The following is a 16,767-nucleotide window of genomic DNA, read 5'->3' on the forward strand; positions in this document are numbered from 1 at the left end:
TAAACTTTTTTTTTTATTGTTCGGCAGGACGGGGGCCCCGGCTCGCTCCCACAGTAGTTCTACTGTGTTCGTTAGATTCCCTTCCTGCAATGACCACATCCGTGCGGTCGGCCGCATGAACTCTAAAGTAGCGGCAGGCGTATGGCTCGGCCCGCCTGCCGCACCTTCTCCCGGTTCAGGCGAGAAGCCTTGAATCTTACTTGGTCATCAGGCCATCAGCCGAAACGGCTTTGACGCCTTTGATTTTCTGGGTGATGGTCACTGCAGTATCCTTTTGAGACTTGGTAAGGGCCACAGTCGACGACAACGAGACTACGCCTTTGTTGGTTTCGACTTTGATGTCGGTGCCAGGAATGCCTTTCTCGGTGACCAGATCGCTTTTCACTTTAGTGGTGATCCAGGTATCGGAAGTCGCTTCCTCGGCCTTGGTCATTTCACCGGCAGCGACCACCATTGGCGACTGAGTGGTTTGAGTGGTCTGCGCAAATGCAGCGTTGGCCATGGTCAGGGTCAGAGCGGTAGCAGTTGCGACAGCGATAGCGAACGTCTTCATGCGAGTCACTCCTGTTCTTCCAGAAAGCCTGCCGTATGCCTTCTCAGCAGGGTTACGAGGGATGTTGCAGAGGCTGTGCCAACTTCAATTATCAAAACAATCATTTATAAATCAACACGTTATAAAAAACACAAATCAGCGCAATCATGCAAAATGCATGACCACGCGATTCGCTACATGCAAGTTGCGGCTTTTTCAGAACCTCCAGGCTCCTGAATCAAGGACACTTCCTCGAGACACAAAATGCGATGCGCAGCCCTTTGCCTGATCGGCCTGCAAAAAAATGCCTCGTCTTGAGCAGACAAGGCATTTTCAAATCGCGCCAAAGGTTTATGTACCGGTCGCCGCGCAGCCTGTCGGTGAGTAAGCTGGTGCCACGGTGGTCCCGCAGGTCCAACCGGTGGTCATGGTGCGGGTCAAGGTAATGGTCTTGGCTACAACCTGTGCCGGGGCATTGATAATCGTGCAAACGATCGTCCCGGCGCCGCTGGCGGCTGTACCGGTCACCGCGAACGTGCAGTTGGTGGACGTCGCGCTGTTCACCACGTTAGCCACCGTTGGATCAGTCCCGGTATTCATCGCATCCTCATAGGCGGTCTTCATCGCCGAAATTTCGGCCACACCTGCCGTCACCTTGGCCCGCGCCTGATACTTGGAATACATCGGCAACGCGAACGTCGCCAGAATGCCGATGATCGCCACCACGATCAGCAGTTCGATAAGGGTAAAACCTTTTTGATTATTCATAGAACAGGCTCCATGCATGAGGCGAAATCTCATGTCCTGAACAAGCCAAAGCACAGCACATGCCAAGCCTTTTCGCCCCTGTTTGCAGGGCGTCAGATCGACGATAGCCCGGCATATACCCCGAGGAACCGCACTATCTGACACTTTTTGTCACCTCAAGAGCGCTGGTGGGGTTCCATCCGTTGACTAGGCTATAAGTCTTGAACTGTCTGTGTCTGGTATTCGAATGAATGACATCGCCCTCAGCGGTCTGGCCAAGCAATTGGTGCTGGCCGAACTGCTCACTGACAAAAGCGCGCAACAGGCGTATCAGCAAGCCCAACGCAACCGCATTTCTCTGGTCAGCTACCTGGTGCAGAACAAACTGGTGAACAGCCGCCAGATCGCGGAAATCGCCTCGGAGCATTTCGGCGTTGCCTTCCTCGACCTCAACTGCCTCGACAAAGACACCCAGCCCAAAGACCTGGTCAGCGAAAAACTGATTCGCCAGCACCACGCCCTGCCGCTCTGGCGGCGCGGCAACAAACTGTTCGTGGGCATTTCCGACCCGAGCAATCACCAGGCAATCAACGATATCCAGTTCAGTACCGGGCTCACCACCGAAGCGATCCTGGTCGAAGACGACAAGCTCAGCGATGCCATCGACACGTTCTTCGACACCCACAACCCGGGCCTGGAAGACATGGCCGACGTCGACCTCGAAGGTCTGGACATCGAAGCCATCGACGAGCAGCACCAGGACACCATCACCGGCCAGGACTCCGACGATGCCCCGGTGGTGCGCTTCGTCAACAAGATGCTGCTGGACGCGATCAAGGGCGGTTCCTCGGACCTGCATTTCGAGCCCTATGAAAAATCCTACCGGGTGCGAGTACGTACCGACGGTATCCTGCGAGAAGTCGCCAAGCCGCCGATTCAACTGGCCAACCGCATCGCCGCACGGCTCAAGGTGATGGCCAGCCTGGACATCTCGGAACGCCGCAAGCCCCAGGACGGGCGGCTCAAGATGCGCCTGTCAAAAAGCAGATCCATTGATTTTCGGGTCAACACCCTGCCAACGTTGTGGGGCGAAAAGGTCGTGATCCGGATTCTCGACCCGTCCAGCGCACAGATGGGCATCGACGCGCTGGGTTACGAGCCCGATCAGAAAGACCTGTACATGGCGGCGCTCAAGCAACCTCAAGGGCTGATTCTGGTCACCGGGCCGACCGGTTCGGGGAAAACCGTGTCGTTGTACACCGGGCTGAATATCCTCAACACCGTCGACATCAATATCTCCACCGCCGAAGACCCGGTGGAGATCAACATGGAAGGCATCAACCAGGTCAGCGTCAATCCCAAGCAGGGCCTGGACTTCGCTCAGGCGTTGCGTGCGTTCCTGCGCCAGGACCCGGACGTGATCATGGTCGGCGAGATCCGCGACCTGGAAACCGCCGAAATTGCGATCAAGGCTGCGCAAACCGGACACCTGGTGCTGTCCACCCTGCACACCAACAGCGCCGCGGAAACCCTGACCCGGCTGCACAACATGGGTATCCCCGGGTTCAACATCGCCACCGCCGTGCACCTGATCATTGCCCAGCGCCTGGCTCGCAAGCTGTGCAGCCACTGCAAGAAAGCCCTGTCGATACCCGACGAAACGCTGATCAAGGAAGGCTTCCCGCGGGAGCGCATCGGTTCCTTCATGACCTACCAACCCGTCGGCTGCGAACATTGCAACGACGGTTACAAAGGGCGGGTCGGCATTTATGAAGTGGTGAAGAACACCCCGCAGCTCCAACGGCTGATCATGGCTGAAGGCAATTCTCTGGAAATCGATGCCCGGATGCGCCAGGACGGCTTCAACGACCTGCGCACCTCAGGCCTGCTCAAAGCCATGCAAGGCGTCACCAGCCTAGAAGAAATCAACCGGGTCACCAAGGATTGAGCAATGGCAGTCAAAGCAATCAAGGTCAGCGTGTACGCCTGGGAAGGCACCGACAAAAAAGGCAGCAAAATAACCGGTGAGCTGAGCGGTCATAACCCGGCGCTGATCAAGGCCCAGCTGCGCAAACAAGGCATCAACCCGGGCAAGGTGCGGAAAAAGTCCGCGTCGCTGTTCAGTGCCGGCAAACGCATCAAGGCGCTGGATATTGCCCTCTTCACCCGGCAAATGGCGACCATGATGAAAGCCGGCGTGCCATTGCTGCAGTCGTTCGACATCATCGGCGAAGGCTTCGACAACCTGAACATGCGCAAGCTGGTGGATGAGGTGAAACAGGAAGTCGCCGCCGGCAACAGCTTCGCCACCGCACTGCGGAAAAAGCCGCAGTACTTTGATGAGCTCTATTGCAACCTGGTCGACGCGGGCGAACAGGCCGGCGCCCTCGACACGCTGTTGGAGCGGGTTGCGACCTACAAGGAAAAAAGCGAAAGCCTCAAGGCCAAGATCAAAAAAGCCATGGCCTATCCGCTGGCCGTGGTCTTTGTCGCCGTCATCGTCACCGGCATTCTGCTGGTCAAAGTGGTCCCGCAGTTTCAGTCGGTGTTTGCCGGATTTGGCGCAGAACTCCCGGCCTTCACTTTGATGGTGATCGGCCTGTCCGAGTTCATGCAGGCGTGGTGGTGGCTGTTGCTGTGCGGCCTGATTGTCGGGTTTCTGGGCTTTCGCCATGCGCTCAAACGCTCACAACGCATTCGCGACGGGCTGGACACTCAACTGCTGAAACTGCCGATCGTCGGGGCGCTGCTCTACAAATCGGCGGTGGCCCGTTTTGCCCGCACACTGTCGACCACCTTCGCCGCTGGCGTCCCCTTGGTCGAAGCCCTGGATTCGGTAGCGGGCGCCACCGGCAATATCGTGTTCAAACGGGCGGTCTTGCGCATCAAGCAAGATGTCTCCACCGGCATGCAGCTGAACTTCTCGATGCGCACCAGCGGGGTTTTTCCCAATATGGCGGTTCAAATGGCTGCCATTGGTGAGGAATCCGGTGCACTGGACGACATGCTCGACAAGGTCGCAACCTACTATGAAGCTGAAGTCGACAATATGGTCGACAACCTCACCAGCCTGATGGAACCCTTCATCATGGTGGTGCTTGGCGTCATTGTCGGCGGGCTGGTGGTTGCCATGTACCTGCCCATTTTCCAACTCGGCACAGCGATCTGATCATGCCCTTGAGTGAGCTTCTGGCCGGTTACCCACTGGCTTTCGTGTCAACCGCGCTGGTGCTTGGGCTGGTGATCGGCAGTTTTCTCAACGTGGTGGTCTGGCGCCTGCCGAAAATGCTTGAACGCGATTGGCGGCAACAAGCTCAGGACGTACTGGGTTTGCCAATCGAGACACCGGGCCCGGCCTTCAACCTGATGCTGCCGCATTCGCAGTGCCCGCACTGCGCTCATCGAATTCGCGCCTGGGAAAACATTCCGCTGCTCAGTTACCTGGCACTGCGTGGTCGCTGCTCAAACTGCAAAGCGCCGATCAGCGCCCGCTATCCCTTGACTGAACTGGCCTGCGGCGCGCTCTCGGCATTCGTCGCCTGGCACTTCGGCTTCGGCTGGCAGGCGGCGTGGGTGCTGGTCTTGAGTTGGGGGTTGCTGGCGATGTGTCTGATCGACGCCGACCACCAATTGCTGCCGGATGTGTTGGTGTTGCCGTTGTTGTGGCTGGGCTTGATCGTCAACAGCTTCGGGCTCTTCGCATCCTTGCATGAGGCAATGTGGGGAGCGGTGGCCGGCTATCTGCTGCTGTGGTCGGTGTATTGGCTGTTCAAACTAGTGACCGGCAAGGACGGCATCGGTCACGGCGACTTCAAGCTCCTGGCACTGCTCGGGGCCTGGGGCGGCTGGCAGATTCTGCCGCTGACGGTCCTGTTTTCATCACTGGTAGGCGCTGTGGGGGGAGTGATTTTGCTACGTGTGAAAGAAGTGAAAACCTCGACGCCGATCCCCTTCGGACCGTATCTGGCAATTGCCGGCTGGATTGCCTTGCTCTGGGGTGGTCAAATAACCGACTTCTATTGGCAGTTTGTCGGTTTCAAATGAATACCCCTGTGGAAAAACCCTGGATTCTCGGCCTGACCGGTGGCATCGGTAGCGGCAAAAGCGCGGCGGCCCAGCACTTCATCGATCTGGGTGTGCACGCGGTGGATGCCGATCATGCCGCGCGCTGGGTGGTTGAGCCCGGTCGCCCGGCGCTGGCGCAGATTGCCGAGCACTTCGGTGCCGGCGTGCTGCAAGCCGACGGTCAACTGGATCGCGCCGCACTGCGCAAACTGATCTTCGAAGTACCCGAAGAGCGTCGCTGGCTCGAAGCGTTGCTGCATCCGCTGATCGCCGAGGAAATCGCTGCGCACCTGGCACGCGCACAATCACCTTATGCGATTCTGGTTTCGCCGCTGTTGATCGAGTCCGGGCAGTACGCCATGACCCAACGAGTGCTGGTGATCGATGCGCCAGAACACTTACAGATCGAACGCACCTTGCAGCGCGACCAGACCAGCGAACAGCAGGTTCAGGCGATCCTCAAGGCTCAGGCCAGCCGTCAGGACCGCATCAGCCATGCCGACGATGTGGTGGTCAACGACCGCGACCTCGCGTGGCTGCACAGCGAAGTCGAACGCCTGCATCATTTTTACCTTACTTTGCGTGGAGGCCAGTCATGAGCCAACCCCCTGTCGTCGAATGCCCAACCTGCGGCGCCCCTGTTGAATGGAGCGCGACCAGCACCTTCCGGCCGTTTTGCTCGGACCGCTGCAAACTGATCGACCTGGGCGCCTGGGCCTCGGAAGAACACAAGATCCCGGTCAGCCCGGATGCCGAAGATGATCTGTTCTCGGAAGACTTCGACCCGCGTCACTGATCCCCACCATCAGGGTCGCATGAACCCGTAGTCCTGGCCGTCGTCGAGGTTCTCGGCCAGAAACTGCAACTCATCGGCCAGATCCTCGACACTGCGCACCGCCTTGCTCTGCTGCACCACCGCACTGAGCAAGGCACGCAGGCTCAACCCCGGCTCAAACCCTGCTTCCTGCGCCGACTCCAGACTGTTGCGCAACTCCTGCCTTGCCCATTCGTAAACGCTCATGCCGCTGCTCCTGAGGATTTTTCAGAGCATGGGATCACCGGCAGTTTGAGCATTTGATGTGGATCAAGGCTTGTCATCGTCCTTCCACGGCGCCGACAAATAACGCGTGCGGTTAAAGGTCTCCAGCCACTCGGGGCAGAACACCACCAGCGCACTGATCACCATGCCGTTGATAAACGCCTCGGGAAAAATGATCAGCCACAGGTAACCGACAAAATCCTCCAGCCATTCCGGCATCGCAAAACGCTCGTCGAACCACAGCAGACCGAGCCCCAGCAGCAAGCACAGCAACGCCGAGAGCCCGGCGGCCAAAAAGCCCGAGCAAAAAATATACACAAAGGGATTACGCGGCTGCGCCCGCTCCACCAGGATCGCACAGCCTTCGGTGACCAGCACCGGCAACAGAATCAGCAATGTGCCATTGACCCCCATCGCCGCCAGATCCTGACGCCCGAGCAGCACCAGCCCCACCTGCGCCACCAGTCCGCCGACAATCGCCAGCGGCCAGTCCAGCAACAAGGTCACCGCCGTCATGCCGATAAAGTGGTAAGACACGCCTGTATCGAAGTCCCGTCGCACCAGCCAGAGGATGAACAGCGCGAACACCGTGCCAAACAGCAAGTGCTGACGCCGACTGTCGGTGAACAATTCGACCCACGACACTCGCGCAACGGCCCAGATCAACACCGGTACGTAGATCAACCAGCCGACCGTCAGGGTTTCGGGTGAGAGCAATTGGGCAGTGATCATGAGGGTAAATCCTTTGACTCCACAGCTGACTCCTTGGCAACAGCCCCATACGCAGCAGTCTACACCGCCCCCAAGTCGAGCCACTCGATGCAAAGCTTCAGCTTGTCGCATTTGGACGCTAAGCTTGGCCTATGGATGACTCAGATTATTTGCGCCTGCTGACCATCGCGGCCGAGCAAGCCAACGCGTTCCTTTCCAATGCCCGCAAATGGGAGCGTGAGCGTTGGGTCTGCCAACGCCTGCTGCAAGGCTTGAACATTCCCTACCGCGTCGACGAGTTCAGCCCTGCAGGGGAGCCGCCGGACGTGCTGTTTCGCGAGGCGAATTTCGAGGTGTTCTTCGTACTCGATGAAGGTCGACGGCTGAACGACGAGTGGCGCGACGAACTGCAACGCCGACGCAGTGCGTTCTCCCTGAGCCAACTGGTGCGTCGCGAAGCCAAACCCAGGCGCATTCCAGCCAACGAGTTCCTGCTGAGACTGGCGCCGACCTTGCGTAAAAAAGCGCACAACTACAAAGAGCGTGGCATGGACCTGGGCGAACTGGACATCATCGCCTTCGCCAGCCTCAAGCGCGAAGTGCTCGACCTCAACAGCCATTTTCCGCCGCCCACCGAATACCTGCGCCAGGGCTGGCGCTCGCTGTCACTGGTGGGCCCGACCTTCGCCCGCGTGCTGTTCGCCCACCCCGAGGCGCCGGACTTTCTGCGCGGCAATCTGGGACGCAGCATCCTCTTCGACGTCGGGATCAGCCTGTGAGCGTCGAGCCCTTCCCTGCCAGCGGCTATGCTCCGTTCACACGGGGATAAATTCCCTGTAGCTTCTACACATTCAGCAACGTCTACCCCTGACGAGGCCTTTATGACCAGCCGCCTGAAACCCGACGACCAACAGCGTGTCGAAGAGTACCTGCAACTGTCCCAACACCGAGTCGAGCGCCGGCCTTTCCGGCCGTGGATGCTCCTCGTGATGGTACTGACAGTGACCATTGGCCTGGGCCTGCTGAGCCGACTAGTGAGATACCTGACGCTATGAGCTGCTCAGGGTCAGTTGACGTTTGGAGACGACCGCGACGGCTGCCCATTTGGTGCAGGGCAAGGCGCGAGGAACGTAGTTTGGTTGTTCCAAATAAGTTCCGAGCAACGCCGCCCTGCGCCAAATGGGCAGCCGTCCCTTCGGGTTGCGCGCCAACGTGCGCGAGGCTGCGTTGCGGGATTTGCCAAGGGAACAACCATTGGCGGCATCCCGCGCCTTGCCTCGCACACGTTGGCATCGCAACGCGGTTCGTCACCAAACGTCAACTGACCCTGACGCTCGCTCGGGTAATTGCACCGATTTCCTTTAGCCTTGCGAGATATCCCCATGACTCATCGTATTGTCATCGTTGGCGGCGGCGCCGGCGGTCTGGAGTTGGCTACCCGTCTGGGTAAGACTCTGGGCAAGCGTGGCACGGCCAGTGTGATGCTGGTCGACGCGAACCTGACGCACATCTGGAAACCGCTGTTGCATGAAGTGGCGGCAGGTTCCCTGAACTCTTCCGAAGACGAACTCAACTATGTCGCCCAGGCAAAATGGAACCACTTCGAGTTCCAGCTGGGGCGCATGAGCGGGCTCGATCGCGCGCAGAAGAAAATCCAGCTCGCCGCCACCTACGACGAAAACGGCCTGGAACTGGTGCCGGCTCGTGAGGTGGCTTACGACTCGCTGGTCATTTCGGTCGGCAGCACCACTAACGATTTCGGCACTCAGGGCGCGGCGCAGCACTGCCTGTTCCTCGACACCCGCAAACAGGCCGAACGCTTCCACCAGCAATTGCTCAACCACTACCTGCGCGCCCACGCCGGGCAATCCGATGCAGTACAACAGATCAGCGTGGCCATCGTCGGCGCTGGTGCCACCGGCGTCGAACTGGCGGCGGAACTGCACAACGCGGCTCACGAACTGGCGGCCTACGGCCTGGACCGGATTCTTCCGGAAAACATGCACATCACCCTGATCGAAGCCGGCCCACGGGTGCTGCCTGCCCTGCCGGAACGGATCGGCGGCCCGGTGCATAAAACCCTGGAAAAACTCGGGGTCACCGTGCTGACCAACGCGGCGGTCAGTGAAGTCACCGCCGATGCGCTGATCACGGCCAGCGGCCAGGAGATCAAGGCCAGCCTGAAAGTCTGGGCGGCCGGGATTCGTGCACCGGGTTTCCTCAAGGACATCGACGGTCTGGAAACCAACCGGATCAACCAGTTGCAAGTATTGCCGACCCTGCAAACCACCCGCGACGAAAACATCTTCGCCTTCGGTGACTGCGCGGCCTGCCCGCAACCCGGCACCGATCGCAACGTGCCGCCGCGCGCACAAGCGGCGCATCAACAAGCCTCGCTGCTGGCCAAATCCTTGAAACTGCGCATCGAAGGCAAGCCGTTGCCTGCGTACAAGTACACCGACTACGGCTCCCTGATCTCACTGTCGCGTTTTTCGGCTGTGGGTAACTTGATGGGCAACCTGACCGGCAGCGTGATGCTCGAAGGTTGGCTGGCGCGGATGTTTTACGTATCGCTGTACCGCATGCACCAGGTCGCACTGTACGGCCCGTTCCGCACGGCGATGCTGATGCTGGGCAGCAAGATTGGGCGTGGGACTGAGCCGCGTTTGAAGCTCCACTAACAAAACCAATAAGGTGGGAGCGAGCTTGCTCGCTCCCACCTTTTTTCATCGCTCAAATTTACACCTGAAAGCGCCGTACCATGCCCTGCAACGCATTGGCCAACTGCGACAGTTCATGGCTGGACGCGCTGGTCTGATCCGCACCCGCCGCAGAACGCACCGACAAATCACGGATGTTCACCAGATTGCGATCCACTTCCCGCGCCACTTGCGCCTGTTCTTCGGCGGCACTGGCGATCACCAGATTGCGCTCGTGAATTTCATGCACTGACGCGGTGATGGTTTGCAGGGCTTCACCTGCCCGCTCGGCCAGTACCCGCGTACTGGCGGCACGGGAGGCACTGGCCTGCATGGACTCGAGCGCCAGGCTCGACCCGTTGCGCATGCCCTGCACCATCTGCTCGATTTCCTGGGTCGACTGCTGCGTTCGATGCGCCAGCGCCCGCACTTCATCGGCCACCACCGCAAAACCCCGACCGCTTTCACCTGCCCGGGCAGCTTCAATCGCGGCATTGAGGGCCAGCAAATTGGTTTGCTCGGCGATGGCACGAATCACATCCAGTACCTTGCCAATGTCCTGTGATTGGTTGGCCAGCGACTGCACCAGTTCACCGGTGTGCTGCACATCACTGGCCAAGGCGCTGATGGCACTGGCGGTTTCGTTGACCCGCTCCTGGCCCAGATGCGCCGACTCACTGGACTGGCGGGTCGCATCGGAAGTCGACACCGCATTGCGCGCAACTTCTTCCACAGCGGTGGTCATTTCGTTGACGGCGGTCGCCGCCTGTTCGATCTCGTTATTCTGCTGTTGCAGGCCCTGAGTGCTGTCGAGGGTCACCGCGTTCAACTCATCCGCCGCCTTGGCCAATTGCGTGGCCGAACCGCTGATGCCTTGCAGGGTTTCGCGCAGGTTCTGCTGCATGGTCGCCAGCGCCTTGAGCAAACGGCTGACTTCGTCGTTGCCATGGGTTTCGATGGGGCGGGTCAGGTCGCCCCGCGCCACGTTTTCGGCTGCATTCAGGGCTTCGGTCAGAGGGCGCACAATGCTTCGGGTCAGTAACATGGCGAGTCCGACGGTGGCCAGAGCGGCCAGACCGATGAACAGGCTGACAATCAGGCGCGAGGCTTGGTAATGCGCTGTGGAGTTCTGGCTTTCAGTGGCGACCTGTTTGGCGAACAGTTCTGCCAGGTCATTGAGCTGCTTGCCGGAACCGTCGACCACGGTTTTCATGTCGACCAGCAGCAGCTTGGTCAGCTCGTCACGCCGACCTTGCTCGGCCAGGACGAAGGACTGGGCGATGCCCGCACGATAGGCCGCGAAGGTTTTTTTGAACTGGTCATACAACCCTTTGCCTTCGGCGGTGGTGACCAGCTTGTCGTAGGCGGCGATCTTGTCGCTCAGTTCCTTGTCGCGGGTGTCCATCTGGCTGCGGTACTGCGCAATGTTCTTAAGATCCGGATCCAGGGCCATGCGCAGGGAAATGGTACGGATGCGCAACATGATCTCGCGAATCTCGTCGCCGCCACGAATGCTTGGCAGCCATTGGTTCTCTACCGCGACCTCACTGTCGCGAATGCTCGACATCTGTCCCAGTGCGAACACGCCGAGCAAGGCGACCAGCACCGCAATAAGAGCAAATCCCAACGCTGCGCGAGGAGCGATATTCAACTGACGAAGCAACATAACGAGCGCCCTTTTTCTTGTCGTGACTTGAGTAAAGGGGCGTTACTGCGGCAGCCCCCCGTCAGCTCGTTATCGGCAAGTTGTACGATGACTTGAAGGCAGCGGGGATTTTTCAACAGACAAAAAAAATCCCCGTATCTTTCGATACGAGGATTTTTAATATGGTCGGGGTAAGGGGATTCGAACTCCTGACATCCTGCTCCCAAAGCAGGCGCGCTACCGGACTGCGCTATACCCCGGTAAAAAAAAGGCACCTTTGAAAGGCGCCTTCTTCGATCAGCGCTTTTGGCCTCTGATCTTAAGATTCGATTCCAGCGCTAACTGGTTTCAAAAATGGTGGGTCGTGTGGGATTCGAACCTACGACCAATTGGTTAAAAGCCAACTGCTCTACCAACTGAGCTAACGACCCAAAAATGGTCGGGGTAAGGGGATTCGAACTCCTGACATCCTGCTCCCAAAGCAGGCGCGCTACCGGACTGCGCTATACCCCGGTTTGAAATTGGCTCCGTGACCAGGACTCGAACCTGGGACCCAATGATTAACAGTCATTTGCTCTACCGACTGAGCTATCACGGAACTACATATTTCAATTACAACATTTGACGCTTTGCTTCACTCTCTTCGACTCGTTCGCATCGCTGCGTTCGTGTGTCTGAGGCGCGCTATTCTACAATCTTAAACACCTCTGTCAACCCCCTAAATTGCTTTCAAGACAATGATTTGCAACTTATTTCAGATTTCGACTTGGGGAGTAGAAACCCTTGGGGCGACTTACTGCGGGGCGCACTTTACAAGCCTTTTCCTTACAGTTCAACACCCTAAGAAAAAAAAGGCCCCGCGATGCGGGGCCTCCTCTATTACCGTGCAGCGAACGCTCAGTGGAAAACGATTTCGTCGTTCGCAACGGTGGCCGTCACGGTGGCGCCTGGCAGGAAGCCGCCGGACAGAATCAGCTGTGCCAGCGGGTTTTCGATCCAGCGCTGGATTGCTCGTTTGAGCGGCCGTGCGCCATAGACCGGGTCGTAACCCACCGCAATCAACTTATCCAGCGCTTCGCTGCTCAGCGTTAGTTTCAGCTCACGCTCGGCCAGACGGCTGCGCAGGCGACCCAACTGGATCTCGGTGATGCCGGCAATCTGATCCCGCGCCAATGGCTCGAAGATCACCACTTCGTCGATCCGGTTGATGAACTCCGGACGGAAGTGCGTCGACACCGCATCCATCACCGCCGCACGTTGTGCCTCACGATCACCGACCAGTTCCTGGATCTGCACCGACCCCAGATTGGAGGTCATGACGATCACCGTATTGCGGAAATCCACGGTGCGTCCGTGACTGTCGGTCAGGCGACCATCTTCCAGCACTTGCAGCAGCACGTTGAACACGTCCGGGTGGGCCTTCTCGACCTCGTCCAGGAGGATCACCGAATACGGCTTGCGACGCACCGCCTCGGTCAGGTAACCGCCCTCCTCGTAACCCACATAGCCTGGTGGTGCCCCGATCAACCGCGCCACGGAATGTTTCTCCATAAACTCGGACATATCGATGCGCACCATCGCCTCTTCAGTATCAAAGAGGAACTCGGCCAAGGCTTTGCACAACTCGGTTTTACCGACACCGGTCGGGCCGAGGAACATGAACGAACCGCTCGGACGATTCGGGTCGGACAACCCGGCACGGGAACGGCGCACTGCGTTGGCCACGGCCACCACAGCCTCGTCCTGACCGATCACGCGTTGATGCAGCAGGCTTTCCATCTTCAGCAGCTTGTCGCGCTCGCCTTCGAGCATTTTCGAGACCGGAATGCCGGTCCATTTCGACACGACTTCGGCAATCTCTTCTTCTGTCACTTTGCTGCGCAACAACTGGTTTTCGCTCTTGCCGTGCTGGTCGACCATTTGCAGGCTGCGTTCCAGGTCCGGGATCACCCCGTACTGCAACTCGGCCATACGGTTAAGGTCGCCTTTACGGCGAGCAGCTTCCAGTTCCTGACGGGACTGTTCGATTTTCTGCTGGATCTGCGCAGAGCCCTGCACTTCAGCTTTTTCAGAGTTCCAGATTTCTTCGAGGTCCGAGTACTCACGCTCGTGACGAACGATTTCTTCCTGCAGTTTTTCAAGACGCTTCTTCGCCGCTTCATCGTCTTCTTTCTTCAGCGCCTGGGATTCAACCTTCAGTTGAATCAAACGCCGCTCAAGACGATCCAGCACTTCCGGCTTGGAGTCGATTTCCATGCGAATGCGGCTGGCCGCTTCGTCGATCAGGTCAATGGCCTTGTCCGGCAACTGACGGTCAGTGATGTAGCGATGGCTCAATTTAGCCGCCGCAATGATCGCGCCGTCGGTGATCGCCACCTTGTGGTGAACTTCGTAGCGCTCTTTCAGGCCACGCAGGATGGCGATGGTGTCTTCTTCGCTCGGCTCGTCCACCAGCACTTTCTGGAAGCGCCGCTCAAGGGCCGCGTCCTTCTCTATATATTGTCGATACTCGTTGAGCGTGGTCGCGCCGACGCAATGCAACTCGCCACGAGCCAGTGCCGGTTTGAGCATGTTGCCGGCGTCCATCGAGCCTTCGCCTTTACCGGCGCCGACCATGGTGTGCAGTTCGTCGATAAACAGGATGATCTGACCTTCCTGCTTCGACAGTTCGTTGAGCAGGGATTTCAGGCGCTCTTCGAACTCGCCACGGTACTTGGCACCGGCAATCAGCGCGCCCATGTCCAGCGACAGCAGACGCTTGCCCTTCAAGCCATCCGGCACTTCACCGTTGATGATGCGCTGGGCCAGGCCTTCGGCGATCGCGGTTTTACCCACGCCAGGCTCACCGATCAGCACCGGGTTGTTTTTGGTACGGCGTTGCAGAACCTGAATGGTCCGGCGAATTTCGTCGTCACGACCGATCACCGGATCGAGCTTGCCGTCTTCGGCGCGCTTGGTCAGGTCGATGGTGTATTTGTCCAACGCCTGACGCGACTCTTCGTGATTGGCGTCATTCACCGCCTCACCACCGCGCAGGTTATTGATCGCGTTTTCCAGGGCTTTCTTGCTGACGCCCTGACCGAGCAACAACTTGCCGAGCTTGCTGTTCTCGTCCATGGCCGCGAGCAGCACCAGCTCGCTGGAGATGAACTGGTCACCCTTCTGCTGGGCCAGGCGATCGGCCTGGTTGAGCAGACGCGCCAGGTCCTGCGACATGTTCACGTCGCCGGTGGGATTCTGGATTTTCGGCAGATGGTCGAGCTCTTTGCTCAACTCTTTGCGCAGGCTGTTGATGTCAAACCCCACTTGCATCAGCAGCGGCTTGATCGAGCCGCCCTGCTGTTCAAGCAGCGCTTGCATCAGGTGCGCAGGTTCAATGCCCGGATGATCGAGGCCAACGGCCAGGGATTGGGCATCGGATAAGGCTAACTGTAACTTGCTGGTTAAACGGTCTATACGCATTAGTCACCTTCCTTTGAGCAGGCCGGAGCGATGGACACACCTAAATAGAGAAACCTGCCAGATACCCCACTAGATGCGGTCGATTCTGGAAGTTTCAAGCGTCTTACAGTTGATGCAGGTCAGCTAAGTCTAGCGTTCCAGCCAAATCAGGGAGGCAAACCGACCGGTGCGAGGACTGCGGCGATAAGAATAGAAGCGTGGATCGGTCACGGTGCAGAAGCCGCCACCGTACACGGCAGTGACGCCGCGTACCGCCAGCCGCAGGCGCGCCAGCAGATAGATGTCGGCCATGAACTTGCCAGCGTTGTGGCTCGGGACAAAGGCCCGATCCGTTTCTGGAAGTTGCTGGACAAAGATTTCGCGAACTTCCGGGCCGACTTCGAACGATTTCGGACCAATGGCCGGGCCGAGCCAGACGAGTACCTCGCCCGGGTCCACCGCCAGGCTGTCGAGGGTGGCCTCAAGCACACCCGCCGCCAAGCCACGCCAACCAGCATGGGCAGCGGCGACGCGAGTACCGGCACGGTCGCAAAACAGCACCGGCAGGCAGTCTGCGGTCATTGCCGCACAAGCGATGCCCGGTGTGGCAGTCCAGCTGGCATCAGCTGTCGCCACCATCGTCGGGTCGGCATGGGCCACGGCAATGCCGTGAACCTGTTGCAACCAGGCCGGTTGAATAGAGAAATGATCGGTGAGGCGACGGCGGTTCTCGGCAACCGCTTCAGGGTTGTCGTCGACATGATCGCCCAGGTTGAGGCTGTCGAACGGCGCCAGGCTGACGCCGCCCGCTCGGGTGGTGACGCAGGCTTTCACCCCGGCAGGCAGAGGCCAGTCAGGAATCAGCCAGTCGATCATCCGATGAACGCCTCACGGTCTTGCTTGAGCAGCGACAGCAACCAGACGAAATCGTCCGGCAGTGGCGATTCCCAGCTCATGCGCTTACCGGTGGTCGGATGATCCAGTTCCAGGAAACGCGCATGCAGCGCCTGACGCGGGAAATGTTTCAGGGATTCGACCATGGTCACACTGGCTGCCGGCGGGATACGGAAACGACCGCCGTAGGCAGGATCTCCGACCAACGGGAAGTTGATGTGGGCCATGTGCACGCGAATCTGGTGCGTACGACCGGTTTCCAGCTTGACCCGCACGTGAGTATGGGAGCGGAAACGCTCGAGCACGCGGTAATGACTGACCGCCTGCTTGCCACCTTCCATCACCGCCATGCGCTGACGCTGCTGGCCGTGACGACCGATGGGCGCGTTGATCTTGCCGCCGGCGGTGACCACACCAATCACGATGCATTCGTAGATCCGGCTGACGCTACGGCTCTGCAACTGTGTGACCAGCTGCGTCTGCGCCTGAATGGTCTTGGCCACCACCATCAGACCGGTGGTGTCCTTGTCCAGACGGTGCACGATACCGGCGCGCGGCACGTTGATGATGTCCGGCACGTGGTGCAACAAGGCGTTGAGCAAGGTGCCGTCGGCGTGACCGGCGGCAGGATGCACCACCAGGCCCGCAGGCTTGTTGATCACCAGGATGTCGTCATCTTCATAGACGATGTCCAGGGCGATGTCCTGAGCGATCCATTCTCCTTGAGCTTCCTGCTCGGCAGTCAGCTCAAGAATGGCGCCGCCGTGGACGATGTCTCGCGGGCGGATAACCGCTCCATCCACAGTCAGGCGGCCGTCTTTGATCCAGGCGGAAAGGCGCGAGCGCGAGTGCTCAGCGAATAATTGTGCGGCGACTTGATCGAGGCGTTGGCCGCCCAATTCGGACGGCACCTCTGCGCGAAGTTCAATTTTATCGGACATGCTCAGACTAGGCGTCGGCACAGCCTTTGGTTTCGGCTGCGCGCTTGTGGTTA

16 protein-coding genes, 4 tRNA genes and 1 pseudogene are annotated in these 16,767 nt (G+C 58.9%); 8 read left to right on the top strand and 13 right to left on the bottom strand.

Annotated elements, in window-relative coordinates; translation table 11 throughout:
- Window positions 1-196: 196 nt before the first annotated feature.
- Window positions 197-553, bottom strand: coding sequence for a BON domain-containing protein (locus tag NTD87_RS15555; protein WP_262114890.1), 357 nt, complete (start codon window positions 551-553; stop codon window positions 197-199).
- Window positions 554-883: 330 nt separating this feature from the next.
- On the bottom strand, window positions 884-1,300 hold the full coding sequence (locus NTD87_RS15560) for a pilin (RefSeq protein ID WP_262114891.1): 417 nt from the start codon (window positions 1,298-1,300) through the stop codon (window positions 884-886).
- 226 nt (window positions 1,301-1,526) lie between these two features.
- On the opposite strand from NTD87_RS15560, the gene pilB reads away from it, so the two are divergent.
- The 5 genes from pilB to yacG are packed head-to-tail and all read left to right on the top strand — an operon-like array spanning window position 1,527 to window position 6,140.
- The gene (gene pilB / locus NTD87_RS15565; RefSeq protein ID WP_262114892.1) at window positions 1,527-3,227 is read left to right on the top strand and encodes a type IV-A pilus assembly ATPase PilB; all 1,701 of its coding nucleotides are present in this window, start codon (window positions 1,527-1,529) and stop codon (window positions 3,225-3,227) included.
- 3 nt (window positions 3,228-3,230) lie between these two features.
- Window positions 3,231-4,448: a type II secretion system F family protein gene (locus tag NTD87_RS15570; RefSeq protein ID WP_262114893.1), complete on the top strand. Its 1,218-nt coding sequence runs from the start codon at window positions 3,231-3,233 to the stop codon at window positions 4,446-4,448.
- Window positions 4,449-4,450: 2 nt separating this feature from the next.
- Entirely contained in the window at window positions 4,451-5,323 is an 873-nt protein-coding gene (locus NTD87_RS15575) for a prepilin peptidase (protein ID WP_262114894.1), read from the top strand.
- The gene (coaE, locus tag NTD87_RS15580) at window positions 5,320-5,943 is read left to right on the top strand and encodes a dephospho-CoA kinase (protein WP_262114895.1); all 624 of its coding nucleotides are present in this window, start codon (window positions 5,320-5,322) and stop codon (window positions 5,941-5,943) included. Before NTD87_RS15575 ends, coaE begins: the two co-directional genes overlap by 4 nt.
- The gene (yacG, locus tag NTD87_RS15585) at window positions 5,940-6,140 is read left to right on the top strand and encodes a DNA gyrase inhibitor YacG (protein ID WP_071553271.1); all 201 of its coding nucleotides are present in this window, start codon (window positions 5,940-5,942) and stop codon (window positions 6,138-6,140) included. Before coaE ends, yacG begins: the two co-directional genes overlap by 4 nt.
- A gap of 9 nt (window positions 6,141-6,149) precedes the next feature.
- On the opposite strand, the gene NTD87_RS15590 is transcribed toward yacG, so the two are convergent.
- Window positions 6,150-6,365 (bottom strand): hypothetical protein, encoded by a 216-nt coding sequence (locus tag NTD87_RS15590; RefSeq protein ID WP_262114896.1) that lies wholly within the window; start codon window positions 6,363-6,365, stop codon window positions 6,150-6,152.
- 63 nt (window positions 6,366-6,428) lie between these two features.
- Window positions 6,429-7,115 (bottom strand): energy-coupling factor ABC transporter permease, encoded by a 687-nt coding sequence (locus tag NTD87_RS15595; protein WP_262114897.1) that lies wholly within the window; start codon window positions 7,113-7,115, stop codon window positions 6,429-6,431.
- A 131-nt stretch (window positions 7,116-7,246) separates the two neighbouring features.
- On the opposite strand from NTD87_RS15595, the gene NTD87_RS15600 reads away from it, so the two are divergent.
- The 3 genes from NTD87_RS15600 to NTD87_RS15610 all read left to right on the top strand — a co-directional run bounded on the left by NTD87_RS15600 (window position 7,247) and on the right by NTD87_RS15610 (window position 9,775).
- Complete coding sequence (locus NTD87_RS15600; protein WP_071553268.1) at window positions 7,247-7,873, top strand: DUF1780 domain-containing protein; 627 nt, start codon at window positions 7,247-7,249, stop codon at window positions 7,871-7,873.
- Window positions 7,874-7,975: 102 nt separating this feature from the next.
- Window positions 7,976-8,149, top strand: coding sequence for a DUF3094 domain-containing protein (locus tag NTD87_RS15605; protein WP_262114899.1), 174 nt, complete (start codon window positions 7,976-7,978; stop codon window positions 8,147-8,149).
- Between the two features lie 327 nt (window positions 8,150-8,476).
- Complete coding sequence (locus NTD87_RS15610) at window positions 8,477-9,775, top strand: NAD(P)/FAD-dependent oxidoreductase (protein ID WP_262114900.1); 1,299 nt, start codon at window positions 8,477-8,479, stop codon at window positions 9,773-9,775.
- A gap of 58 nt (window positions 9,776-9,833) precedes the next feature.
- Here the strand turns inward: NTD87_RS15610 and NTD87_RS28085 are convergent, their stop codons facing one another.
- From NTD87_RS28085 to rluD, 9 genes and pseudogenes are all read right to left on the bottom strand, one after another.
- Window positions 9,834-10,697: a methyl-accepting chemotaxis protein gene (locus NTD87_RS28085; RefSeq protein ID WP_410017495.1), complete on the bottom strand. Its 864-nt coding sequence runs from the start codon at window positions 10,695-10,697 to the stop codon at window positions 9,834-9,836.
- A pseudogene (locus tag NTD87_RS28090) lies at window positions 10,689-11,459 on the bottom strand (MCP four helix bundle domain-containing protein); the annotation flags it as partial. The gene NTD87_RS28085 and the pseudogene NTD87_RS28090, both read right to left, overlap by 9 nt.
- Window positions 11,460-11,621: 162 nt before the next feature.
- Window positions 11,622-11,698: transfer RNA gene (locus tag NTD87_RS15620), tRNA-Pro, on the bottom strand.
- Between the two features lie 95 nt (window positions 11,699-11,793).
- Window positions 11,794-11,869 (bottom strand) — tRNA-Lys (locus NTD87_RS15625).
- A 5-nt stretch (window positions 11,870-11,874) separates the two neighbouring features.
- A tRNA-Pro gene (locus NTD87_RS15630) sits at window positions 11,875-11,951 on the bottom strand.
- A gap of 9 nt (window positions 11,952-11,960) precedes the next feature.
- A tRNA-Asn gene (locus tag NTD87_RS15635) sits at window positions 11,961-12,036 on the bottom strand.
- A 299-nt stretch (window positions 12,037-12,335) separates the two neighbouring features.
- A complete protein-coding gene (clpB, locus tag NTD87_RS15640) occupies window positions 12,336-14,900 on the bottom strand; it encodes an ATP-dependent chaperone ClpB (RefSeq protein ID WP_262114902.1) in 2,565 nt (854 codons plus the stop codon).
- Window positions 14,901-15,029: 129 nt separating this feature from the next.
- Entirely contained in the window at window positions 15,030-15,755 is a 726-nt protein-coding gene (pgeF, locus tag NTD87_RS15645; protein ID WP_262114903.1) for a peptidoglycan editing factor PgeF, read from the bottom strand.
- Window positions 15,752-16,714, bottom strand: coding sequence for a 23S rRNA pseudouridine(1911/1915/1917) synthase RluD (gene rluD, locus NTD87_RS15650; protein ID WP_123423611.1), 963 nt, complete (start codon window positions 16,712-16,714; stop codon window positions 15,752-15,754). Before rluD ends, pgeF begins: the two co-directional genes overlap by 4 nt.
- Window positions 16,715-16,767: the final 53 nt, after the last annotated feature.

This window comes from Pseudomonas sp. 6D_7.1_Bac1, assembly GCF_025465945.1.
In the GTDB taxonomy this organism is placed as follows: domain Bacteria; phylum Pseudomonadota; class Gammaproteobacteria; order Pseudomonadales; family Pseudomonadaceae; genus Aquipseudomonas.